The organism is Microcoleus sp. Pol10D4 (assembly GCF_036701555.1).
GTDB lineage: Bacteria > Cyanobacteriota > Cyanobacteriia > Cyanobacteriales > Microcoleaceae > Microcoleus.
Map to the genome: position 1 here is coordinate 1 of NZ_JAUBRA010000009.1, position 23,924 is coordinate 23,924.

Annotated in this window: 21 protein-coding genes; 12 read left to right on the plus strand and 9 right to left on the minus strand. The window is 45.5% G+C overall.

Annotated features, from left to right (window positions below; genetic code table 11):
* Window positions 1-81 precede the first annotated feature (81 nt).
* Window positions 82-489: an IS110 family transposase gene (locus QUA36_RS07135; RefSeq protein WP_333456549.1), complete on the plus strand. Its 408-nt coding sequence runs from the start codon at window positions 82-84 to the stop codon at window positions 487-489.
* A 79-nt stretch (window positions 490-568) separates the two neighbouring features.
* Window positions 569-955 carry a transposase gene (locus tag QUA36_RS07140; RefSeq protein WP_333456411.1) on the plus strand — a complete coding sequence of 129 codons (387 nt, stop codon included), beginning with the start codon at window positions 569-571 and terminating at the stop codon, window positions 953-955.
* A gap of 46 nt (window positions 956-1,001) precedes the next feature.
* Here QUA36_RS07140 and QUA36_RS07145 read toward each other — a convergent pair whose 3' ends face one another.
* Both QUA36_RS07145 and QUA36_RS07150 read right to left on the minus strand, forming a co-directional pair.
* Window positions 1,002-1,916: a DUF6999 family protein gene (locus QUA36_RS07145; RefSeq protein WP_333158103.1), complete on the minus strand. Its 915-nt coding sequence runs from the start codon at window positions 1,914-1,916 to the stop codon at window positions 1,002-1,004.
* Complete coding sequence (locus tag QUA36_RS07150) at window positions 1,916-3,784, minus strand: 3-oxoacyl-[acyl-carrier-protein] synthase III C-terminal domain-containing protein (RefSeq protein WP_333456413.1); 1,869 nt, start codon at window positions 3,782-3,784, stop codon at window positions 1,916-1,918. The genes QUA36_RS07145 and QUA36_RS07150 overlap by 1 nt, the downstream gene beginning before the upstream one ends.
* Window positions 3,785-4,030: 246 nt before the next feature.
* On the opposite strand from QUA36_RS07150, the gene QUA36_RS07155 reads away from it, so the two are divergent.
* Complete coding sequence (locus tag QUA36_RS07155; RefSeq protein WP_333158099.1) at window positions 4,031-5,047, plus strand: hypothetical protein; 1,017 nt, start codon at window positions 4,031-4,033, stop codon at window positions 5,045-5,047.
* 475 nt (window positions 5,048-5,522) lie between these two features.
* On the opposite strand, the gene serS is transcribed toward QUA36_RS07155, so the two are convergent.
* The 5 genes from serS to QUA36_RS07180 all read right to left on the minus strand — a co-directional run bounded on the left by serS (window position 5,523) and on the right by QUA36_RS07180 (window position 12,807).
* On the minus strand, window positions 5,523-6,803 hold the full coding sequence (gene serS / locus QUA36_RS07160; RefSeq protein WP_333456414.1) for a serine--tRNA ligase: 1,281 nt from the start codon (window positions 6,801-6,803) through the stop codon (window positions 5,523-5,525).
* A gap of 368 nt (window positions 6,804-7,171) precedes the next feature.
* Entirely contained in the window at window positions 7,172-8,806 is a 1,635-nt protein-coding gene (locus QUA36_RS07165) for an iron uptake porin (RefSeq protein ID WP_333456416.1), read from the minus strand.
* A 233-nt stretch (window positions 8,807-9,039) separates the two neighbouring features.
* Entirely contained in the window at window positions 9,040-10,044 is a 1,005-nt protein-coding gene (locus QUA36_RS07170) for an ABC transporter permease subunit (RefSeq protein WP_333456418.1), read from the minus strand.
* Window positions 10,041-11,585: a sugar ABC transporter ATP-binding protein gene (locus tag QUA36_RS07175; protein WP_333456419.1), complete on the minus strand. Its 1,545-nt coding sequence runs from the start codon at window positions 11,583-11,585 to the stop codon at window positions 10,041-10,043. The genes QUA36_RS07170 and QUA36_RS07175 overlap by 4 nt, the downstream gene beginning before the upstream one ends.
* A 175-nt stretch (window positions 11,586-11,760) precedes the next feature.
* The gene (locus tag QUA36_RS07180) at window positions 11,761-12,807 is read right to left on the minus strand and encodes an ABC transporter substrate-binding protein (protein ID WP_333229338.1); all 1,047 of its coding nucleotides are present in this window, start codon (window positions 12,805-12,807) and stop codon (window positions 11,761-11,763) included.
* Between the two features lie 769 nt (window positions 12,808-13,576).
* On the opposite strand from QUA36_RS07180, the gene QUA36_RS07185 reads away from it, so the two are divergent.
* Together QUA36_RS07185 and QUA36_RS07190 are read left to right on the plus strand one after the other, a co-directional pair.
* A complete protein-coding gene (locus QUA36_RS07185) occupies window positions 13,577-14,752 on the plus strand; it encodes a glycosyltransferase family 4 protein (RefSeq protein ID WP_333456421.1) in 1,176 nt (391 codons plus the stop codon).
* Between the two features lie 118 nt (window positions 14,753-14,870).
* Window positions 14,871-15,251 carry a hypothetical protein gene (locus tag QUA36_RS07190; RefSeq protein WP_190737398.1) on the plus strand — a complete coding sequence of 127 codons (381 nt, stop codon included), beginning with the start codon at window positions 14,871-14,873 and terminating at the stop codon, window positions 15,249-15,251.
* Between the two features lie 237 nt (window positions 15,252-15,488).
* Here the strand turns inward: QUA36_RS07190 and QUA36_RS07195 are convergent, their stop codons facing one another.
* Complete coding sequence (locus QUA36_RS07195) at window positions 15,489-15,737, minus strand: chlororespiratory reduction protein 7 (protein ID WP_333158082.1); 249 nt, start codon at window positions 15,735-15,737, stop codon at window positions 15,489-15,491.
* A 298-nt stretch (window positions 15,738-16,035) separates the two neighbouring features.
* Here QUA36_RS07195 and sir point away from each other — a divergent pair, with 298 nt between their 5' ends.
* From sir to QUA36_RS07220, 5 genes are all read left to right on the plus strand, one after another.
* Window positions 16,036-18,024 carry a sulfite reductase, ferredoxin dependent gene (gene sir, locus QUA36_RS07200; RefSeq protein WP_333456423.1) on the plus strand — a complete coding sequence of 663 codons (1,989 nt, stop codon included), beginning with the start codon at window positions 16,036-16,038 and terminating at the stop codon, window positions 18,022-18,024.
* A 261-nt stretch (window positions 18,025-18,285) separates the two neighbouring features.
* Window positions 18,286-19,098: a 16S rRNA (uracil(1498)-N(3))-methyltransferase gene (locus QUA36_RS07205; protein ID WP_333456425.1), complete on the plus strand. Its 813-nt coding sequence runs from the start codon at window positions 18,286-18,288 to the stop codon at window positions 19,096-19,098.
* A 47-nt stretch (window positions 19,099-19,145) separates the two neighbouring features.
* Entirely contained in the window at window positions 19,146-19,580 is a 435-nt protein-coding gene (locus QUA36_RS07210; RefSeq protein WP_333456427.1) for a lysozyme inhibitor LprI family protein, read from the plus strand.
* A gap of 59 nt (window positions 19,581-19,639) precedes the next feature.
* Entirely contained in the window at window positions 19,640-20,104 is a 465-nt protein-coding gene (locus tag QUA36_RS07215) for a hypothetical protein (RefSeq protein ID WP_333158074.1), read from the plus strand.
* A gap of 493 nt (window positions 20,105-20,597) precedes the next feature.
* Window positions 20,598-21,755 (plus strand): tetratricopeptide repeat protein, encoded by a 1,158-nt coding sequence (locus QUA36_RS07220; protein ID WP_333456551.1) that lies wholly within the window; start codon window positions 20,598-20,600, stop codon window positions 21,753-21,755.
* Between the two features lie 104 nt (window positions 21,756-21,859).
* On the opposite strand, the gene QUA36_RS07225 is transcribed toward QUA36_RS07220, so the two are convergent.
* A complete protein-coding gene (locus QUA36_RS07225) occupies window positions 21,860-22,339 on the minus strand; it encodes a hypothetical protein (RefSeq protein ID WP_333456429.1) in 480 nt (159 codons plus the stop codon).
* Window positions 22,340-22,656: 317 nt separating this feature from the next.
* On the opposite strand from QUA36_RS07225, the gene QUA36_RS07230 reads away from it, so the two are divergent.
* Together QUA36_RS07230 and QUA36_RS07235 are read left to right on the plus strand one after the other, a co-directional pair.
* Window positions 22,657-23,274 (plus strand): alpha/beta fold hydrolase, encoded by a 618-nt coding sequence (locus tag QUA36_RS07230; protein ID WP_333456431.1) that lies wholly within the window; start codon window positions 22,657-22,659, stop codon window positions 23,272-23,274.
* A 2-nt stretch (window positions 23,275-23,276) separates the two neighbouring features.
* The gene (locus tag QUA36_RS07235; RefSeq protein WP_333456432.1) at window positions 23,277-23,888 is read left to right on the plus strand and encodes an alpha/beta fold hydrolase; all 612 of its coding nucleotides are present in this window, start codon (window positions 23,277-23,279) and stop codon (window positions 23,886-23,888) included.
* The last annotated feature ends 36 nt before the right edge of the window (window positions 23,889-23,924 follow it).

Here is a 23,924-nt window from a genome sequence, read left to right on the forward strand (position 1 = left end):
GTTTTAGGTCGGGGAGTTTTTCCATTCTTTGATCTAATGTCTATCTTGTCTTCTTGTCAAGGGGGTTGAGCAATTACCAATATTCAAGGGTTTGAGAGTTTGCATAACTGGCTCAAACAACAAAGTGTAGTCGAGCTCCATGCTTGTATGGAAGCTACTAGCATCTACGGGGAGGCTTTAGCCGAATTCCTCTATGGGAATGGCTTTCAGGTTAGTATTGTCAATCCAGCTCGGATTAAAGGGTTTGCCAAAAGCGAACTTCTACGAACTAAAACAGACTCCGTAGATGCGGCACTGATTGCTCGTTTTTGTGCGGCGATGAAACCGGCTCTGTGGACACCAACCGCGCCCGAAGTCAAGGAATTACAAGCTTTGTTGCGACGGCTCGAATCTGTCACAGAAATGATGACGAGCGAACAAAACCGTTTGGAGACAGCTACCTACGCCAACTGTTGCTGCCCTTACCCTCGAACATTTGGAGTATCTTAAACAACAGCAACAGCTAATCAAAAAACTGATTAGTGACCATTTTGACCAACACCCACACTTAAAACAACAGCGTGACTTGTTGACCTCAATTCCTGGCATTGGCGATTTAACAGCTTCTATATTATTAGCTGAAATTGGTGAGGTTTCCGATTACGATAATGCTCGTCAATTAGCAGCCTATGCTGGTCTAACTCCCAGCGAACGGAGTTCTGGGACTTCGGTTAAAGGCAAAACTCGTTTGTCCTGCACCGGAAACGTCCGACTGCGAAAAGCATTATATATGCCAGCAGTAGTGGCGATGCGTTACAATCCCTTGCTGAAAGCCATGAGTGAGAGATTATTGGGTCGTGGAAAGGTCAAAATGCAGGTGATTGGTGCGCTGATGAGGAAACTGGTGCATTTGGCTTTTGGGATTTTAAAATCCCAAAAGCCTTTCGACCCCAATTATTTGACTGCTACCCCTTGACAGGTCAAGACAGTATCTACGGTATTTAGGGTTATTTAATCGGAGTTTAGTTCATCTCTTTTTGCAGTTCCAAATACCGATAGAGATATTCCGAAATTATCCCGTGCAAAAACAAGTCGCGTGCCGCATTAAATGGACTGTTGGGCGCTAGCGGATGGCGATTAACAATTACATGATTCCAGTCGCAATTTCCGGTAATCTCGCTGACGTATACTCCGAAGTTTTCATCTAACTGAAGCGACATCACTGCTCGCGCAAATTCGTCGCTAGTCAAACACAGAGAATAAAAGACTTTAAACAATTCGATCGCCGATTCTAAATCCAGAATGTTTAGCCATCTGCGTTTTTCAAAATCTATAGCAACTTCTACTGGTTGAATACTATCATAATTTATTCCCCGTTTTTTGACGACTTCCAACCAGTTACGATTTGTCAGCATTGCCTGGTTGTAATCCCAGACAAAGTTATAGAGAATTAAGTCGTGTTCGAGAAACGCATTTTCAGCTAAATCGCTAACAGTGCGCGGATAAAGCTTTGACTTTTCTATCTGGGTGTCGGGGCCGTTGTCTATCAAGAAGTTGATAATATTGGAGCCGATGCAGATGTGTCGGACAATTAAGTAACAAGCTTCTGGCGAGACAAAGTTATTTAGGAAAAATGCAGCCGATTTGTGCATTAAAGTGTAAGCGCGAAATTGAAATGGCAACAGGCGCTTTGTTGTCATAATTACCGCCAGCAACAAGTTAGCAATTACTTTGATGGGAATGAGTAAATAATTGCGAGTCCAGTTTCGCAAATCCCGCATCATGTAGGCTTTTGCGACTAAATCGACGGGAATAGCTCGATCGCAAAACAGCACATCCCAAACATTCGGATCTCGGCGGTTGTAGGGTTTGGTAGCGTAAGGGATTTTTTGCTCATCTGGGAGATTTTCGGTATCTTGTTTTTGCAGCTTTTGCATTAGCGAATTTCCTCCAATTGCAGCAAATATAAACGAGCAGTAACGCGAGCGGTTTTGACAATGCGGCGGGCAATATCATCTGTCATCCATTCGGCATTAATCAAATTTTCCAGCTTGGCTAAATGCGACTCGTCATTAGATCCGTGATACGCTAAAAACGATACTTGTTCATCTTGCAAACCGAGAGTTTCTTGAATTTGTTTTGCCCACTTTCCCGCCAACCGATTGCCCAATCCTTCGATAATAAACATACTGCCAATTAAATCAACCGGATTTTCCCGCGATGCTTGGTGGAAGATAAAAGCTGATAGTGCTTCGCTGCCAATATTTTTATCATATTCCACAATTTTTGCCAATTCACCGCCCACAGAAACATAATTTTGTTCTAGCATTTGATAGTCGCGGTGTTCGTCTTGGGCATGGCCGATAAAAGTCGAGCGCAGGCGAAAGTCAATCATGTTAGAAGCAGCGCGAGCAATCCAGCGAGCTCCCTCTACAACTTGCGGCCGGAGATTGCACAGCAAAGCTTGATAATCTTCTATTGTAAACTCTCCTCGGTACAATTTGCGGACAATGGGAACGGAACGAATTTCGCGATCGAACTTCAGCCAAATCCATGCTAACTCCCGCAACAAATAAGCTTGCGGAGAGTTGGGGTGTGCAGGTTTCACACTTTCGAGAGGCGAAGCTTCGGGAACCTCATGAAAGTTAGAAATTTGAGAACTCATAGGCTTATGGGTATTTTCCACAGCAGTTAACATCATATATGCCGTGGTAAAGCGCCCGCTTTCCGGGACAAAACAAAAGATTTTCTGTCCTGGCTGCAACTTGCCCGAATTGAATAATTCCTCTAACATTAAATAAATCGAGGCGCAACCTGTATTTCCGCGTGTGTATAAGTTGGTAAACCATTTTTCTTCAGGAATCATGCAGCCTGCTTGTTCCAGAAGTTCTACAATTTGCCCCCGGAAAAAGTGAGACGAATAGTGGCACAGCAGCCAGTCGATTTCCTGCGGACAAACTCTCCCGCCTTTAATCAACTGCAGCCAACCTTCAACGCCTAATTTCATTACATTGTCCAGCAAGCGAATATTTTGCCGCAAGTCAAAAGCTCCCGCTGTGGCTGCATCGAGGTAGGAGGAATAATCCAACCAGCTTTTAGTTGATGTTTCGTTGGCTAATCCTGAATACATACAAACAGGATAAGCATTGGCGTGAGAAACGAGTTCAATCCATTCTATTTTTAAACTAATTCCTGTCGCGCTGGGATGGTTTTGGAGCAACAATGCTCCCGCACCGTCGGAGAGCATCCAGCGCAGAAATTCTGTATCGAAAGGCAGGGGTTTGCCCGCTTGCACGGAAGTTTTTGCTTCAAATTTAGTGTTTTTGAACAGGCGCGAGGGAAATTCGGAAGCAACGGCAATGGCGGTTTGTTTCTTGCCGAGTTCGATTTGAGAGGCGGCGTAATTTAAAGCACTAACTCCGGCACAGCAAACTCCTTGAGTTGAAACTATTTCTAGGGGAGATAATTCGGAAAGTTCCCCGTGTACTGTGCTGGCAAATCCCGGTACTAATAAATCTGGTAAAGTGGTAGCGCAGGCCAATAAGTCGATCGCCCCTGGTTCCAGATTTGACTGAGAAATCGCGTCACGGACGGCAAACGCTGCCATTTGGCTGTTAGAATATAGTGTTTGCTGCTGTTTGTCGATCGCGTAGTAGCGCTGTTGAATCCCGTTGCTGTTGAGAATTCGCTGCCTGACTCTCGAAGGGCGCGAGGCAATTTTGCCGAGATACTCTTCCATCTCATCATTATTAATTGGTTCTCCCGGCAAAAATTTTCCCATCCGATTGATATAAGCACTGTACATGGCGTAAACCTCTAAAGTTGCTAATTTACTCGGGTGCGTTGGTTTGTTAAATCAAGCCCAAAAATATCTAAAATTGATAGTGCTTTGTGAAGCAGTGAACTTGCAAGGAGCAAGCAGCTATCTTGTAGAGTCGCCGGAAATTAGGCAAGTTGAGCAACAGCGGCAACAAGTAACCTGAAGTAGGGTGAAGTTTATGGTAATTGAGCCAATATGTAACTAGAGTTCCTTCGCTGCTTCTCGACTGAAATGGATATTGCAAAACTAGATACTTGGTATTCTCCTTCTCAACGCCGCACGGCTGTTTCGCTGTTGATGAAACGAGTAGGCGTAACCCGCACTAGGGCTGAATGCTTTATCAGGCTTTGGGTTTACTTATCGGTGAAACAGCTTCAGGAAAGCCAGCCCCGTCTCAAACCACCGCTGGCGAAACTGGAAGTGCCAGCAACAGAAGTGCAGTGTACTCACCGGGAAGCCGCCGAACTATTTTACTGCGATTCCGATCGCGGGAGCGATCGCGCCGCCGGAATGATGTTAGATAAATTAGCAGCACTCGGATTAATCGCAAAACACTTTGATGGTAACGCTACGGCAATTCAAATTCAACCAGTTTCAGAAATTTTAGATGCCGCCGAACCTCAAAAGCCTGTACAACTCCACTTAGATGATTTCAACCCTCGGTGCGACGCAATTATCGTTGCCAATTTATTAGCCACCAATTACAACTGGATGAACCGAAACACTAACACCGTCCCCCACAAAATTGCTAAAATTCTCCGGCTTTTGACCGATCAATACTCAAAGGGAATGCGAGTTTTGCGTCGCTCAGATAATCTCAACCCAGTCGGGTTTTACTTACTTTATCCAACAGCTAGCGAATCAGAAGTCAATTTTTTTAATGCTCCTAGCAAAAGCCTTCATTTAAGTTCTATTTCCGATATCGATCCTTTCAAGATGGCGCTACCAGGAGATATAAATTGCCAGTCAGTATTTGTCCGCAGTTGGATAATCGAGCCAGAGTATTTGTCAGAATACCGCATTGCTTTTCTCGAAGACACACAAAAAGTTTTAGGCGAAATGCAAACAGATTTTCCCAATCTTTGCGACTTGTACACGCTGATGATTCACCCTATGTACGAAAAACTGTGCCTCGCTTTGGGATTTCAGAAGACTAGCAGCGATAGTCAGTTATCTGTTTATTGGATGTATCTAGCATTGGATAGATTTTTAGCATTAAATATCAAAGAAGCGTTGCTCAAACTGTAAGTAGAAGGAAGAAGGAAGTTCGGCAACGGATTCGCTCGACGGATGTAACGGATGCCAGGAAGAAGGAAGAAGGAAGAAGGAAGAAGGAAGAAGTCGATAAAAAATAGAACACCTAGATCCCCGACTTCGCCGAAGTTGTCGGGTATCTAACAGCATTCGGGTTTTACGTTATTTTTTAGTCCCCTTCTGCTGGGACGAAAGTTTGTATAGGAGCGATTTCAATCGCGGAGTAATATCAAATCTGGTAGCATCGTCTGGCGTCAAATCCAGCCTCCATTTAACCACGAAAGGTCAAGCGGAATTTCTCTAATTCATCTGCGTTAATCTGTGTTTATCTGCCCTCATCTGCGGTAAAAAAAAGAGAATTTCTGAACCGCAGATGACAAGAAGGGATTCACGCTGATTCATGCAGAGGTCTAGAATAGAGATAGGAATAATTCCGATACTAACCGATTTGATATAACTACAAACTTGTTTATAAAACTTCCCGTCCCAAATAGGGTTGTAAGGCTTCCGGCACTTTTACAGTTCCGTCTGGCTTCTGGTAATTCTCCAAAATAGCTGCCATTGTGCGGCCCACAGCTAAACCCGAACCGTTCAGCGCGTGAACGAATTGAGTGCCTTTTTTACCTGCTTCTTTAAAGCGAATATTTGCCCGCCGCGCCTGAAAATCTGCGACGTTGGAACAACTGGAAATCTCCCGGTATTTGCCCGCAGATGGCAGCCACACCTCTAAATCGTAGGTTTTGGCGGCCGCGAAACCCAAGTCGCCGGTACACAGTGCGATCGCCCGATAAGGCAATTTCAGCGCCTGCAAAACTCCCTCAGCATCCTGCACTAACTTTTCGTGCTCTGCCTCGGAGGTACTCGGATGCACGAGTTTCACCAATTCAACTTTATTAAATTGGTGCAATCGAATTAATCCCCTCGTATCTTTGCCGTAACTGCCAGCTTCGCGGCGAAAACAAGGAGTATAAGAACAGTGATAAATTGGCAACTGTTCTGCTGCCAAAATTTCACCTCTGTACAAATTGACCACCGGAACTTCGGAAGTAGGAATTAACCATAAATCATCTTGGTCGCACTTGAAACTTTCTTCAGCAAATTTGGGTAATTGACCCGTAGCAGTCAGGGATTCAGTGTTAACTAAAAATGGGGGAATAACTTCTACATAACCTGCTTTTGTGTGGCGATCGAGCATAAATTGAATTATCGCTCTTTCCAGGGCTGCCCCGGCTCCCATTAAGCTCACAAATCGGGGCTGAGCGATTTTTACTGCCCGTTCAAAGTTGATAATTCCTAACTTTTCGCCGATTTCCCAGTGCGGTAAAATACCGGAATTTTGGGGAATGTATTCGTCTCCCCAGCGCCGGATTTCGACGTTTTCCTCTTCATTTTTGCCGATCGGCGTTGACGGATTCGGCAAGTTTGGCAGCGGCAGCAATAAAGCTTCTATTTGAGCTTTTAGCTCTTTTTCCTGTGCTTGCAGTTCGTTCGACTCGGTGCCGACTGCGTTGCCTTCTGCCTGCAGTTCCTGAATTTCGGGAGATTCGAGGGGTAAACCCGATTTTCTTTTTTGACCGATGAGTTTGGCAATTTCGTTGCTGCGGGCTTGTAGTTGCGATCGCTTGCCTTCCAACTCCCGCTGCTGTTTGTCTAATTGCAAAATCGGCTCGATTTCATAGTTACCTCCGCGCAGGTTGAGGCTTTCTTGCACGGCTTGCGGGTTTTCTCGGATTAATTTGAGGTCTAGCACAGATTTATTCTAAATCTTAAATTTTAGAGCGGCTGGGACAGAACGAGATGATATAAAAGCTTTGTTAATCATTGGCATATTAAATCATAACTTATTCTGACCTAAATTCCTCGTTGGGTGTCACCCATGAAGGGTGACACCCCACAAATGTATGTTATAGTTGCAAATATTAGTAGATGCACCCTGATAATTTTCTACCCCAGCCAGCGATGGTAGGGGTTTTTTGTTGTCTGGCATGGAATTGAAGCCCTGGATGCACTATCAATCTAAAAAACCCAGTTTCTCGCGATTATCGTCTCAAATGAGGCAATTACGTCAAGAAACTGGGTTTTTGCGTCCTGGACTAGGTTACTAAAATATCTTTCCGGTTAAAAGTTAAAGCCCGTGCGAAGCAACCAAACCCATTGAGTGTCGTTGCGACTGTCATTCTCAGGATTAACAACGACCCAAGCAGCAGGGGTGATAGAAATGTTGTCGTTGACCTGAAAGCGATAGAAGGCTTCAATGTGATAGGAAGTATCTCGCTCGCGGCGCACATTACTGCTCGTCACGCGACCTGGTAAACCCACTAAAATCCCCGGTAGGTTGCCTTCACCTCCAACATCTGGGAAACTTATCCCGATCGCTGCATACACAATATCGGCGCGATCGTCCCCGTCAACATTTAGCAAAACCACGCCACCTCTACCATCAGAAACGCTGCTAACGCCAGAATTTTCGGCATTGGCGCGAGTATAAACGCCCCAACCGTGAACTTGCAACCGGGGAGCAAGGCGGTAAAATCCTTGTACGCCTACAGAATCGCTCGATGTAGCAATATTGTCCCCAAAAGGTCGCGCAGCCAAAAAACTACCCGTACCGCCTGTGAGGTCGGCTTTACCGCTTGGTGCAAAGGTACGAGAATAGGCTACGCCAATGGCTCCGCGATCGCCCCGGTAGGCAAGCTGAACCAGAGCATTGTAGGAACCGTTGAATAAACCGTTACTTTGCTGCGAGAGATTGGGATTGCCGGCAACATAGCCCACAGTCAGGGTGAGGTTTTTGACGATCGTCCAGTTGACAGCAGCACCGCCACCTCCCCGGCGGTAGAGGGGATTGTATTGTCCGAACTTCGAGGGAATTCCCTCACTATCGCTGGCGATGGTTGGAGGAGTCAGCAAATCCGTAATATCGGGATACCCAACACCTGTGGGGCCGACGGTCAGCGCCAGATTAGAGGTCAGCGGGGTGACATACAATACGTGAGGGACGGTGATTGTGTTATCGACATTGCCATCAAAGTTCAAGGCCGTCATATTTGTACCCGTCTCATCGGCAATCCTCCTGCCCAAGTTGCCGAATTCCAAACGGGTTCTCAGCATATCGCGACCAGTGAAGCTGGTTTCAAAATTTAATCGCCCCCGGTTGGCAACAATAGTGTTGGTGCGATCGCGCGAATCCCCAACACTGTTGCCGGAGGTATCTGTTACCACCACGATAATTTCCGCATTCAGCTTCGTCGTAGTCGAGAACTGATTCGCTTCTAGTTCGGCTGTGCGTGCATCGAGAGCATCGACTCGACCCCGCAACACCGATAATTCAGTTGCAAATTCTTCTTGCAGTTTTTGGACGATCGCTAAATCTTCCCCAGTAATCAGGTTGGTTGTTCCTGCGGCAATTAGTTCGCTGAGTCGATCGAGACAGCTATTCAATCCTGCTGCAAATTCGTACCGCGTTATCGCGCGGTTTCCTCTGTAGGTGCCGTCGGGATAACCGACAATGCAGCCGTAGCGTTCTACTAGAGATTGCAGCGCCTGAAACGCCCAGTCAGTCGGTTTTACATCCGAGAGTTGAGAGACAGAATTCACCTGCGCGAAGGGTTTTTCTGCCAAGGTATTTAACGGTTCAGGAGCAACTAATTTATCAATTGGTGCAGCAAAACTTGGTAATGATGTTAGTAAAAATACAGCAGGCGATCCCAGGATAAAAGCAGTAATCAGGTGAGGAAAATGCTGGATGTGCATAGGACAAAGCTCCGCATAAAGACCCGATCTTGCATCATTCTCAAGAACGGGCAAGATGCCCGTTCCACAAGAAAATTCACTCTTTGTGGAACGGGCATCTTGCCCGTTCCTAAACAAGTAATTGAGAAAGGTGCAATATCTCAGTTACATCCGTTAAATTCGTTACAGAATCCTTTGCCGAACTTCCTTCTTCCTTTTCCCCCTTGGGGGGGCAGGGGGGGGGTTGGCTTCCCCTACGCTGCGCTTGAACCGGTGCGAACTTTGTCAATCGTCACTGCGATAATTATCACCAGACCTTTCACAACTAACTGCCAGAAGAAAGACACATTCATGAGAGTTAGTCCATTGTTGAGCAGGGCAATAATTAAAGCCCCGAGCAAAGTACCCCAAATAGTGCCAATTCCACCTGTGAAACTCGTTCCTCCCAAAATTACAGCAGCGATCGCATCTAATTCGTAGCCTTGCCCCAACATCCCCGTCGCACTGTAGAGGCGCGACGCGCTCATTATTCCACCTAAACCAGACAGCAAGCCACTGACGCCATAGACAAATAACAGCACCCGACTCACCTTAATACCTGTCAACCGTGCTGCCCGAATGTTGCCTCCCACGGCGTAAATATGCCTCCCAAGAACAGTCCGCCGCAAAACAAACCAACTCGCTAAAACTGCGAGGAAAGCGATAATAACCAACCAGGGAATTGGGCCGACATAATTGTTACCTACCCAAGCAAAATTCAGATTTCTATTGATAACGGTAGTGCCGTTAGCTACTAAATAAGCAACTCCCCGCAAAGCTGTGTAAGAACCGAGGGTGACGATGAACGGAGGCAAACCTAAATAGGCAACTAGCGAGCCGTTAATTAATCCCAAAAATACTCCGGCTATTAACGCAGCCGGTACGGCAAACCAACCCAGACCTGGAACTAAGGAAACCAGCACGCCGACAACTGCCGTCACGCCCAAAATTGACCCCACTGAAAGGTCAATTCCGCCCGTCAAAATCACAAAAGTCATGCCGGTAGCTAGGACAATATTGATCGATGCTTGCCGAATGACATTAATCAAATTTCCTACGGAAAGAAAGTTGGGCGTTACCAGGGAAAAAATTATACAGATGGCAAGCAAAATCGGTAGGATGCCAGCAACTTGGATAAAATTTCTCCAAGCTTGAGTTTTACTTGTTTTCTGGCGATCGCTCCCTGAAGTTCTGCTGGTTTTTGTTTGCGTTTGACTCATGATTTTACTACCTCTTTTGCACCAGTGGCATAAGCCATAATGTTTTCTTGCGTAATCTTTTCCCCAGTCGCTCCGCCTACTTCACCGACGAGGCTTCCTGCGCGCATCACTAAGACGCGATCGCTCATTCCCACAATTTCCGGCAGTTCGCTGGAAATCATCAAAATAGCTACACCTTTGGCTGCCAAATCGCTAATAATTCGATAAATTTCGCTTTTTGCGCCAATGTCCACACCTCGCGTCGGTTCATCTAGCAAAAGTACCTTTGGGTTGATAGCCAACCAACGCGCTAGCAGCAACTTCTGCTGATTTCCCCCAGAAAGATCCATTGCCCTGATGCTCGGACTTGCAAGGCGAATCTGCAAATTATTAATAGCATCATTGACAACTTTCAACAGAAAATTTGAGTTAATAATGCCAGCTTTTGCTTCTCGATCGAGCACATTCATGGTAATATTCTCACCCGAAGTTGCCTCTAAAAATAATCCGAGAGCCTTGCGATCTTCTGGCACGTAAGCAATTCCGGCGGCCATTCCTTCATCGGGTGTCGAGACATTGAGAGGACGACCTTCCAGTTTTATTTCACCGCTTACCTTCCGATCTGCACCAAAAATTAGGCGGGCAAGTTCTGTTCTGCCAGCGCCAACTAAACCCGCCAAACCCAGAATTTCGCCCGCATGAATTTGAAAACTGGCAGGCTTTACTTTGTTGCCGTCGCTTAAATTTGTTACCTCAAGAACTACTGCACCCGGTGTTATTTGATGCTTGTTTTCGTACAAATCCTCTAAAGAACGACCCACCATCATTTCCACCAGGCGTTCTGCCGAAATTTCGTGCTTTTCAAGAGAGCCAATATACCCGCCATCTCGGATGACGCTCACGCGATCGGCAAGGGCATAAATTTCTGCCATTCTGTGGCTAATATAAATAATAGCAATACCCTCATTCCGCAAGCGGCGAACCACTTCAAAAAGCTTATCTGTTTCGCGGTCTGAAAGCGCTGCAGTCGGCTCGTCCATCACTAAAATTCGGCTATTATGTTTGAGAGCCCTAGCTATTTCCACTTGCTGCTGTTCGGCAATTGAAAGTGTTGAAACCAGGTCTCCCGCCTCAAAATTTGCATCAAGGTTTTTCAAGACCTCAGATGCCTTGCGCCGCATTTCATCTTGGTCTAAAAACGTACCCCCTTTCTTCAACTCGCTGCCCATAAAAATGTTTTCAGCAACTGTCAGATTGGGAGCGAGATTGAGTTCTTGATAAATAATCGCTATCCCTAAATCTCTGGCTTGAGCGGGGTCTGTCATCTTAACAGCTTGACCGTCTATTTTGATTTCACCTGCATCGGCTATGTAGGCTCCCGCCAGAATTTTCATCAGCGTACTTTTGCCCGCACCGTTTTCCCCCATGAGGGCGTGGACTTCGCCCGGGTAAACGGTGATATTTACATCGTGCAAGGCTACAAAACCGTTAAAGGTTTTTTTAATACCTTGCATTTCGAGGACGGGCTTAGTTTTAATTAAATCTTGAGTGCTATTTACCATCGCAAGTACCGTAATTATATGCGAATTACAAGTCTAGGTCTGCTGCATCAATTTGTAAAGTTAACTGCAGGTATATCTGTAGGTACGCATTGCCAACCCTTACTCCTGACAATAGCCGAATGACTACTAAAAAGAAGTAATTTCGCAAACAAACCAATTCCCAGCGATTCCTGATTTATTCACTTGTCCAGCCTTTATGTTGATTGACGTTTTCGCGAGTAATCAGCGCGACTGGAATCAGAATGTTTGGATTGGCTGGCTTTTTTCCTTTCAGAATGTCGTTCCCGACTTCAACGGCTTTGGCTGCCATGCGAAATGGATCTTGAGCTGCTGTAGCCACAAAGAGACTGTTGTTCTGCTTGAGCGCATCTAAAGCTTCAGGTGCGCCATCGACTCCCACAATAAAGAACTCGCTTCTTTGTGCCTGTTTGGCCGCTAATTCTGCACCAATGGCACAGGGGTCATTAATTGCAAAAACAGCATCAATTTTTGGGAAGGAAGTAAGCAAATCGCTCATGACTCTCAATCCGCCATCGCGGCTGCCTTCAGCGTTCTGATCTTTGGAAAGAACCTTGAGATCTGGATATTTGGAGAAGACACTCTGGCACCCCTGAACTCGCTCGACCACTGAAGCGACGGGAGGCCCGTTGATAATCACAACGCTGCCTTTTCCTTTCAAGCGATCGGCTATATATTGACAGCTTACTTCGCCAGCTTGCACGTTATTTGAAGTAACTGTGGCATCAACGCCTCCCTCTGCGGCGGTATCAACTGCAATTATCGGAATTCCGGCTTGCTTTGCTTTTTCGACAGCCGGGGCAATGCCTTTTGTGTCAGCAGCATTGAGTACAATCATGCTGACATTAGAGGCAATAAAGTTTTCGATTTGATTAAATTGCTGATTTAAATCGTCGCCGCTGGAAACGAGAGTTGTCCTCACGTTTGGACCGCCGATTTTCTTGGCTGCGGCCTCAGCGCCCTTGCCAACTTGTACGAAGAAGGGGTTGCCGAGGTCGCGGACTGCTACAGCAACTGATGAAAGTTCGGAGTTGCTTTTTTGCGTGCTGTTTTGAGCGTTCTGGGAAGCTGCGGTGCAACTCGCCAGAGTGCTGCTGAGTAGACTAAAAAGACTTAGTGCGATCGTTACTCGTTTCACCTCAAACTCCAATGAAGGCTCGTTTGGAGAGAGTCGCTCGTAAATATGACGTTGCCAACCTAACATTAGCTTTTGTCAGGTTTAAGCTCGAATACCTAATGTTTTAGGTGACAGGCTTTTCTTCGTACATGATTGTACCAAACCTTGTTTCTTTTCTTCTCCTAAAACTTTCTGTCTCGGCTCGTTAGACTGCTTTTGCAAACAGACAAGATACAAATATCAGTCTCTGTCCTCCCTGCAAAAAAAATCAACGATGCTTGATTTTTTTAAATGCTTTATGAGCATTAAATTTTGCTTTGCAGTGGTTGAGAAAATTTTAGGAGAATATTTTCGACAAAATTTTTCAGAAATTGTTTTTAAAACCTGGCAGAGTCATATTGAATTTAACTCTCTATGTTTGCTGATGATAACAGTTCAATACTGGCTCGATATCTATCTTTGGATAGACAAAACTTTTAGCAAAAACTAATGATGGGAGAGCCTCGATCGACACCGATATGCTGCTCCGCAGTCTGGTCGGATGCACCGCACCAACTCAATAAATCTTAAATTTTGGTTGGGGTAGGATATTGTAAAAAATCATTAAGTTTACAGTCAATTACGGTAGATTATAGTAAACTGCAAACAAAGTTTCGCACTCACCTATGCCACCCGTTAAAAAGCCATAGTAAAAAAGCAGATTGTCGCTCAAAACCAACGGTGAGAGTGGGCGAGTCTAATATTTGTCTGTAAAACCTGCAATTACAGTCATCATGACATGGTTTAAAAGCTCTGGACAATGGCGATCGCCCGGATTGGCAAAATCACTATACTGCAATAATTGTCTGCGCTGTCAATGGGTAAATCTGAGATGCGATCGACAAATTACGTGTTCTGTTTCCTAGAAATATTTGCCAGCGAAGGCGGCATTCAATCCTACGTTAAAGACATTTTCAAAGCTTACCTGTCCATAACCGCAGGGACAAATTCGCCGCAAGCTGAAGTTTTGCTGCTGCGAGATTCCCCACACTGCAACAATGCTTACGAGTCAAGAAATCTGAAATTTTATTACCTCAAAACCCAGAATCCCGGCTTAGGTCGTCTTAAGTTTGCTACAGTATTACTAACTCGCTTGCTGCAAAAACGACCGCAGCGGGTTTTTTGCGGTCACATCAAACTCGCACCGCTAATTCAAATTTTGTGCCAACCCTTGGGAATTCCCTATACAATTTTAACTTACGGCAAGGAAGTGTGGGAACCGCTTCCGCCTAAATATCAAACAGCAATGAGTCAAGCTGATAGTATTTGGACTATTAGCAGGTACACGCGCGATTCCCTACGGGATAGCTTCGCTTCACGCACTTGCGAAATTAACCAATTAAATCCCGAAAAATTCAAAATAGTGCCTTGTACGGTAGATGAAAATATATTTACGACTGGGCCCAAGCCACAGGATTTATTAGAGCAGTACAATCTGGTTGGTGATAAAATATTGATGACTGTAGCCAGATTGCGATCGACGGATATTTACAAAGGCGTCGATGTCACAATTCAAGCTTTGCCGCAAATAGCAAAAACGTTTCCGAATGTGAAATACTTAGTTATTGGCAGAGGAGACGATCGCTCTAGATTAGCCAAACTCGCTGATGATTTGGGAGTTACCGAAAGAGTAATATTTGCGGGTTTTGTAGCGACAGAAAATTTAGCAGCACATTACCAGTTGGCCGATGCTTATGTAATGCCCTCCCAGGAAGGGTTCGGTATAGTTTATTTGGAAGCGCTGGCTTGCGGATTACCCGTGCTGGCGGGGGACGCGGACGGGTCAGCCGATCCGCTGCAAGATGGTAAACTGGGATGGCGAGTTCCTCACCGAGATTCGGCAGCAGTAGCGGTTGCTTGTGTGGAAATGCTGCGAGGGGAGGATAAAAGGTGCGATCGCCATTGGTTGAGGGAACAAACCCTCGCAAGATTTAGTTTTGAATCCCTTTGTCAATCCTTGCAAGGAATTTTTCAACCCTCTCACTCTGATTAACTTATAACGTAGAGAGCGGTTTCTCCGTGTATGATGGGAAAATTAACTCGAACAACTGCGTGATTTTCTGAGTAGGATAGAGTTATGCCTACGTGCAAAGACACCCAAGGAGACCACCGTGAACCAAGGCACACCCAAAATATCTTTCAAGCTACCCCGTATTAGCAATTGGCTGATACTGCTGGGCATCGCGTATTTGTTGGTGTCTATTGGTTTGGGTTGGATAGTTAAATCAGTGTTGATTTTAGTAGCTTTTTTGTTGCTGACGCCTGTGGTCGCATTTTTCGCGCTTCAGTGGTGGCTGAAACGCAATTTAATTGAGGACAATTGTCCAGTTTGCCAATACGAATTTACAGCTTTAAATCAAACTCAGTTTCAGTGTGCCAACTGCGGCGAACCTCTGAAAATAGAGGAAGGTCATTTTAGTCGCTTGACACCGCCCGGTACGATCGATGTTACCGCAGTAGAAGTATCATCGGTTCAACAGTTAGAAGATTAACAATTGGGAATTGGGAATTGGGAATTGGGGATGGGGCATAGGGCATAGGGCATGAGTTAGTTGTTGGTTATTATTTGTTTGTTGTTATTTGTTATTTGTTACTTGTTGGTTCTAATAACCAATTCTCCATGCCCGATGCCCGATGCCCAAAATTACTTTTTGTTACTTGTTGGTTCTAATAACCAATTCCCCAGGCCCGATGCCCCATGCGCGATGCGCGATGCCCGATGCCCAAAATTACTTTTCTAGACGCACTGCATACCACTGCAAATATTTTCCTTGCCCGACATCTAATTCACAATAAGTATCAATTAAATACTTAGCTTGAGCTTCCACGCCAGATATTTTATGCACATCCTGCGGCAAATCTTCATGTTCCTCGGCTAACACGGCTTTCAGCTTTTCTAACAGTTCCGCCGCCGTCAAAAACTGCTCTGACTGGTTTGTTTCTAACACCACAAAGGTGTCTTCGTCATACAGTGACATAGTTTCAAAGGTTGAGGTTAATTATTTCTAAAGTTTCGTACACTTAAGCGAACCAAAGTATAAACTCTTAATTACAATTTTTCAGCCCCGGCTCGATCGTGTTACAATTGAACAACATCAGAATTCCTAGCGGATTACCGTTATTAACTTACTTGTTAACTTACTTGTTAACCGAGTTGTCAACAGATCCGACACAGCATTTCTGAGGAGATTTGTCAAGTACAAATTTGTCAAGTGTCAAATTGTCAAGAAATATTCGATCGGCTGTATCTAATTATAACTGGCACTATACATTCCCATGATCACATCTTCCACTTCAACCCCTGTTGCGCGCAAGCCCTCTAAATCAGAAGGTCTGAAAGAACGCAGCAACTATTTACGAGAACCCGTTGCGACTGAACTGTTACAAGAAACTACCCACTTCACCGAAGAGGGGCTTCAGATTCTCAAATTTCACGGCTCGTACCAGCAAGACAATCGCGACAATCGAGTTAAAGGACAAGAAAAAGATTATCAGTTCATGCTCCGCACCCGCAATCCCGGCGGGTTTACTCCGCCGCAATTATACCTAGCTTTAGACAAGCTATCTGAAGAATACGGCAACCACACGCTTCGCGTCACAACGCGCCAAGGTTTCCAACTTCACGGCGTGTTGAAAAAAAATCTTAAAGCAGTGTTTTCCTCAATTATTAAAAATATGGGGTCAACCTTGGGAGCTTGCGGCGACTTGAACCGCAACGTCATGGCGCCTCCAGCACCGTACAAAAATCGCCCAGAATACAAGTATGCGCTGCAATACGCCAACAATGTCGCCGATTTGCTGACACCGCAAACCGGTGCTTATTACGAAATTTGGTTGGACGGCGAAAAAGCTGTTTCGGCCGAGGAAGACCCCGCAGTGAAGGCCGCGAGACAGAAAAACGGCAACGGCACAATCTTTAGCGACAAAGAAGAACCGATTTACGGCAGCCATTATATGCCGCGCAAGTTCAAGTGTTCCGTTACGGTGCCGGGAGACAATTCAATTGACTTGTACTCTCAGGATTTGAGCTTGGTGGTAATTACCAATGAAGCTGGCGAGTTGCAAGGTTTTGACGTGTTTGCTGGCGGCGGTTTGGGCCGCACTCACAATAAAGAAGAGACTTTTGCGCGGGTTGCGGATGAGATTTGCTATGTTGCCAAGGATGATGTTTACGATTTGGTCAAGGCAATTGTAGCAACCCAAAGAGATTTTGGCGATCGCACAGACAGACGGCACGCGCGGCTGAAGTACCTGATCAACGACAAAGGTGTACAGTGGTTCCGCGAAAAAGTAGCCGAATATTTTGGCAAGCCCCTAGAAGCCTTTAAACCGCTGCCTGAGTGGAAGTATTTGGATTTCTTGGGCTGGAATGAACAAGGAGACGGCAAGCTGTTTGTCGGCATTTCCGTGGACAATGGCCGGATCAAGGATGAAGGTTCATTTCAGCTAAAAACTGCTTTGCGGGAAATTGTGCAGAAGTACAACTTGCCGATACTGGCGACGCCGCACCAAAACGTGCTGATTTACGATATTTCGCCGGATCTCAAACAGGAAATTCAGGGAATACTCGATCGATGTGGCATTCAGCGGGAAACTGCGATCGACCCCTTAGTTCGCTATGGGATGGCTTGTCCAGCAATGCCGACTTGCGGGCTGGCGATTACCGAATCTGAGCGCGTGATGCCGAGCATTTTAGAACGGATTCGCGCACTTTTAACCAAAGTGGGCTTGGCAGACGAGCATTTGGTGGTGCGGATGACTGGTTGCCCAAATGGATGCGCCCGCCCTTATATGGCAGAATTGGGGTTTGTCGGGAGTTCCCCGGAATCCTACCAGATTTGGCTGGGCGGTTCTCCCGACCAAACGCGGCTGGCAAAACCAATTGAGGAAAAGCTGCACGTCAAGGATTTTGAAGCTTTTCTGGAGCCGATTTTTGTTTATTTCAAGCAAAAACGGCAACTGAACGAGAGTTTTGGCAATTTTTGCGATCGCGTCGGGTTAGAATCTATCCGTCAATTTGTAACCAACTACCAATCTGCTGACTCGATGACAACTGAGATTAATGAATTAGATGTTACGTCTAGTAACGACGATGCAAATGAGACTGCCACTGCTGGCGGTGGCAAAGTCCGCCGTCGAATTAGCGTCCGCGATGAAATTTACAACGAGCTCAAGGAAGAAGCAGCCCGTCAGGGCAAGCCAATCACGCAGCTAGCTACAGAAGCCATTTCCACTTATTTAAAGAAGATTAAGGAGGAAGCATAAGCCAATTTGCGATTTTCGCTTTGTGATTTTCGATTGTATTCAATAGACTTCTGGCAACACTAATATAAAGGCAGAGCATTTGCAGAAAAAAACTTGAATTTGTAAAATAATTCTCGTTGTAGATGCTTTGCCTTTATTGTTTTTTGAACTGTTGAAACCCCGCCTGCCTATCTCGCCTAATTCTCTCTTCCTCTGCGTTCTCTGCGTTCTCTGCGGTTAAATAAAAAAAATTCTAATAGAAAACGAACAATCCCAAATTTAATGCCTCAATTACAAAGATTAGCAATTACTGCAGCTCAAATTTGCGATCGCCAAATCGACTTAACTAGGGAACAACAGCATTATTTAAATCGAGTGCTACGTTTGCAAGCGGGCGATCGATTTATTGCAATGGACGGACGGGGACATTGGTGGTTAGCAGTCCTAGAAGCACGGGAAACCGGGTTATTTGCCTCGATAACAGAGGAAATTGCTGTTAACAGGGAGCTACCCGTGGAAGTGACTTTGATGGCGGCTTTGCCCAAAGGAAACGGCTTTGACGAGGTTGTTAGACAGGCGACGGAGTTGGGTGTGGCAAGTATTGTGCCGGTAACGAGCGATCGAACTTTGCTCAAACCAAGTGCTCAAAAAGTCGATCGGTGGAAAAGAATTGCTGCAGAGGCGGCGGAACAGTCGGAACGTCAAATTGTGCCGACGATTTTAGAGCCTATTTCGTTTGAATTTGCTGTCAAAGATTGCAGTCAAAAATATCGATATATTTGTGTTGCTCGCGGGGACAATCGGCATTTGTGGGATTGTTTGTTGGGTAATTTAGAACCCCCCCAGCCCCCCTTGTTAAGGGGGGAGCAAGAATTCGATCCCCCCCAGATCCCCTTAATAAGGGGGGAGCAAGATGGGGGAGAATTATCGATTGTGATTGCTATTGGCCCGGAGGGTGGATGGACTGAGGGTGAGGTGAAAAGAGCGATCGAATGGGGTTTTGAAGCTGTTTCTTTGGGGAGTAGAATTTTAAGAGCGGTGACAGCACCGATTGTGGCTTTATCTTTAATTGGCGCGGCATTTGAGAAGTGCTAATATCAACAAATAACAAAGAATTCATCAGATAGGTGGGTTGACGGGCAATGAAAATAGAGTTGAGGAAAGCTCGATCGCTCTTTTGGTCGATTCCCTACGGGATAGCTTCGCTTCACGCGCTTTTGGCAATTTTCGGTACAACATCAGTTTCTGCACAATCTCCGAGCTTTCCCATTGCTCAACAGATTAATTGCGATCGCCCGCAAGGAGATGTGCAAGTCAGAGCTTGTATTCGGTTGAGGTACGAAGCCTCGGACAAACGACTGAACGAGGTTTACAAACAACTGATTTCCCAATTAAGTGGCGACGAGCGGGCGCTACTTTCCGAAGCACAATTAGGGTGGATTAAGTTAAGAGATAAAACCTGTGAATTTGAAGTTTATAAAAGTCGTGGCGGTACGGGTTATGGAGGTTTCCTCAATGAATGTTTGGAGCGCATGACGAAACAGCGCACTGCGGAACTAGAACAGTATTTAAAATAGAGATAGAATAGAAAGTACAGCGTACAAGACCTGACAACAATAAAGAGAAACAAGTATTTATGAAAAGCAGATCGCCCTTCACCCTCACCCTCACCCTCATCTCAGCAATTGTAACCACAACCGTACCAGCAGTTTTCGCCCAGCGACAGCCATCAGCCAACGAAATCTACATCGATAAAAATTGCCAGCGCAATCAGCAACTACCGCAACTTGAAAGATTCACTATCTTTAGCAGAAACGAGTTTACAGCTAACGGTCAAAACTACTGGTTCTACGCCGCCCGCTATCTAGACGGAGCCGTGCTTTTCTGTACCTCAAAACCCAACTTCAACCAACCTAAACCTCTAACAGCAAAACAAATACAATCCCAATTTATTGACAAAATAGTCCGAGACCCCAACAACAAAACAGCCTTTATCATCGCAGTCAGAAACGGAAATGGCCCTGGTGCAACAACCACAAATTACCGCTTAGATTTGAGCAATGTCGATCGCCCAAAAGTCACCTCTCTCTCTCCCTCCTAGAGCGCCGAGAAACCTTAAAAGAAGGCGAATCCCGCGAACACGCCTTCCAAGGACGGGCTGGTCAACCTATTACGATCGACCTCAAAAGCAGAGCATTCGACCACAACATAACACTGTTCGACACCAGTGGCAAAAATATTGCCGAAAAAACAGGCAACTCCCAGAATCGCCGAGAGTCTCAACTCACCCTTAAATTGCCTAGTAACGGCACTTATAAAATAGTTGTTAAAGGAGGCGATCGCACAAGCAAAGGTACTTACAGCTTAAGCGTTAATTCCAATCAGCTTTAACTTATATTTCTTTTCACATCCACTAAACCTCCCTCTCTACACATCCGCGTTCATCCGCGTTCATCTGCGGTTAAAAAATCCAAATCTTAATTTTTCCCAACAGCCCAAAATCCCAAACTAACATAAAAGCCAAAATGGTTAACCAGTGGCGGAACCAACCAAACATCAGCCAAGATAGAAACAACGCCATTCCCGCAACAGCCATGACAGACATCAACCAAATAGCAGCCGCCCTAGAGGGTAAAGACTACAAACAAGCTGCCCAACTCATCAAACAACTACAAAAAGAATCCCCCGAAAATCCGTGGGTGCAATACTACATCGCCCGCTACTACGAACTCACCAACAACCTCGAAAAAGCCCAAACAACCTACAAACAAATACTCCGCGACATCACCAACGCCAAAATCGTCTCCCAGACCCGCCAAGCTATTCAACGGATTGAAACCGCACAACAAAACCTGCGGCAACAAGCCATAGAAACCGCCAAAAATGACCCCAGCAACCTCGAACCCGGACTCCTCATCCTCGAACCCGTGAGTCCCGAAAACAAAGCCGCAGCCATTCAACATATCAGCAGAATATTTAAAATCGACGCCTACACAACGCGGATGCAAATCCAAAGCCGCGGCTGGAGACTATACAAAACAGGCCCCATTGCCGAACTCCGAATTTATGGTCAAGAACTCCTCAACGCCGGCATTCCCGTATTTTGGGCAACCCTAAGCGATATTCAAAAAATCCAAATCTTCCGAGTCCAGCACTTCCAGTCTCTCTCTTCCCCAGCCGTTGTTTGCAAAGATAAACTCGATCGACTCGGTGCGATCGAATTTAGCTGGTCAGAAGTTAGCCAAAGAGTAGAAGGCTTGTTGCCGATGTTCATCGAAGTCATGGACTACTCGCCCAACCGAAGAAAAGACCAATTTCGCCACAGAGAAATCAGGCAAGATTACGCTCAAATCTGTGACTTACACATTCCCAGCAGAAACTGCATTCTGCGAATTTGCGACCAAAGTTACGAATTTCAACAAGGAGTTGACTTCACCAAAGCTTCAGCCGAGATCCCCAATTTACCGAACCCGAAAAACAAAACATCGAGAGTCAAAAACTCTCAACAAATTCCTCAAAGTACCACCCGAATTAACTGGAATCACTTACTGGAAATATTCGATCGCCAGCTTGACGTTACAGTTTGGTCAGAATTTACGCCCTTTGCCGAGACTGTGCTCGATTACACTAATATGTTGAGCAAGATCGAATCTCATATAGAAGTCGAGCGCAAATCCGAAACTCCTTGGGACTCAGCTTTTCAGCTATACAGCGGATTAGCCTTCCTCAGAAACCCAGAAAATAGGGAATAGAACAAAGAGTTAAAATTAAAAATGAGGAATCCCATTTTTAATGTGTTAACGTCAGCATTGGGAATTATCCAATGCCCAATTCCCTATTATCAATTCCCAATTTCCTACTTCGTTTTTACCTGACGGGCCATTTCCCGGAAATTGTTCATGCTGGGGCCAGGACTCCGACGACTTCCAGTTGGTGTCGGCATTAAATTATTAGGAGCAAAAGTCCGATTCGGTTCAGCTTGACTCGGCACTTTGCCGTTAGTTGCTGCCGCTGCTGCTACCTTCACAGGTTCGGGAGTATTAGCAGGAACGCTAGCGACTGGTTCGTTTTCTTTCTTCGACTTTTTCTCTACCTTAGCCTTCTTAGGAGGTTCAGACTTCTCAGACTTCTCAGACTTCTCAGACTTCTCAGACTTAGCAGGCTCAACTTTTGCTGGTGCGATCGCAACAGGCTCAGCTTTCGCAGGCGCAACTTTTGCTGGTTCCTTCGCTCCCGATTCGCCCAAATCTAGGAAATATTCAGACTTTTTCAAGCCCAATAGTCTGCCGAAAAAGCCGAAAATACCGCCGAAGAAATTTTTGATAAAACCAAACATTAGACTTACTCCTTTTGTTCTTTTAGAGAAATTTGTACAAGCTTGTCAACAAAGTTAGATTACGAGGTAAGGCAACTTTTGTCTACATTTCTTAATCAAAATTTACATTTTGCTGTATCTAAGCTGCCTCATCAAAGCAAATTACTAGGTATAAATACCAGGCGACTTTGCACTTATTTACAAGTATCTCAGAATTTGTTAGCGATTCCCACTAATTGCCGATCGTACCTCGATCCGATTCGCTAGCTGTCCTAGTAGGGGTAAAACTCCCTAGGGGAGTGATTTATGCTGTAATCAGCAAGCAATTTTCTTTTCAAATGAACAGTTCGCTCGATCGCAATCCCGTCATCCTCATACACGGCATCTGGGACACAAAGATTATTTTCAACACAATGTCCGCCCGCCTCACCGAACTCGGATGGTCAGTCCACAGCCTCAACCTCACCCCCAACGACGGCAGCCTCGGCCTCGACTTTCTGGCCAAGCAACTCGCAGACTACATCAGTGAAACCTTCGATCCAGAACAATCTTTAGACATAGTAGGCTACAGCATGGGCGGCATCGTCAGCCGCTACTACGTCCAGCGACTCGGAGGAATCAACCGCGTACAGCGTTTCATCACCATCTCTTCCCCTCACAATGGCACCCTCACCGCTTATTCCCTACGCCTACCAGGATACCTGGATATGCGCCCCGATAGTGGCTTGCTGCGCGATTTAAATCAAGATGTGACAATGCTCAAACGCATAAACTTTACATCAATGTGGACGCCATTTGACATAATGATTGTACCGTCGAACAGCTCCCAACTACCAGTAGGCAAAGAAGTTAAAGTCAACGTTTTGCTGCACCGCCAAATGGTGACAGAACCCCTAAGTATTAACGCATTAGTTGAAGAACTAAAAGCACCTATTGAAAATATAATTCCTACTTGAAAATGAATAGCAATTTCAGCCACAATCCAGTCTTACTAATTCACGGAATCTTTAGAAAATCGGGAATTTTTCACAAAATGTCTGCCTACCTGACCCAACTGGGATGGTCAGTCTACACCCTCAATCTCTCGCCCCATTGGGGCAACGCCAGCATAGACGAATTAGCTCAACAAATAGCAGATTATATAGACAAAACCTTTGCGCCCGAACAGCATCTAGATATAGTAGGATTGAGCATGGGCGGTTTAGTAACTCGCTACTACCTGCAAAGGTTAGGCGGCATTAACCGAGTGCAGCGCTTTATTGCCATATCTTCTCCTCACAGCGGTACTTGGATGGCTTACACTCTCTGGGGAAAAGGCTGCGTTCAAATGCGTCCTGGCAGTGCTTTTCTCGAAGATTTAAATAGAGATGCAGCCTTGTTGGAAAAGCTCAATTTTACTTCGATTTGGACAGATTGGGATTTTATCATCGTACCCGCTTCTAGTTCCCAAATATCGGCTGCCAAAGAAGTAAAATTGTCTGTTTTCGCCCATGCCATGATGGCCAGGCATTCCAGCAGTTTAAAAGCGGTCGCTGAAGCACTGTCAGAACCATTAAAGATGGATAAATAGCTGGCTGTAGAGTAAAACGCTCTGCTTTGAAAACCC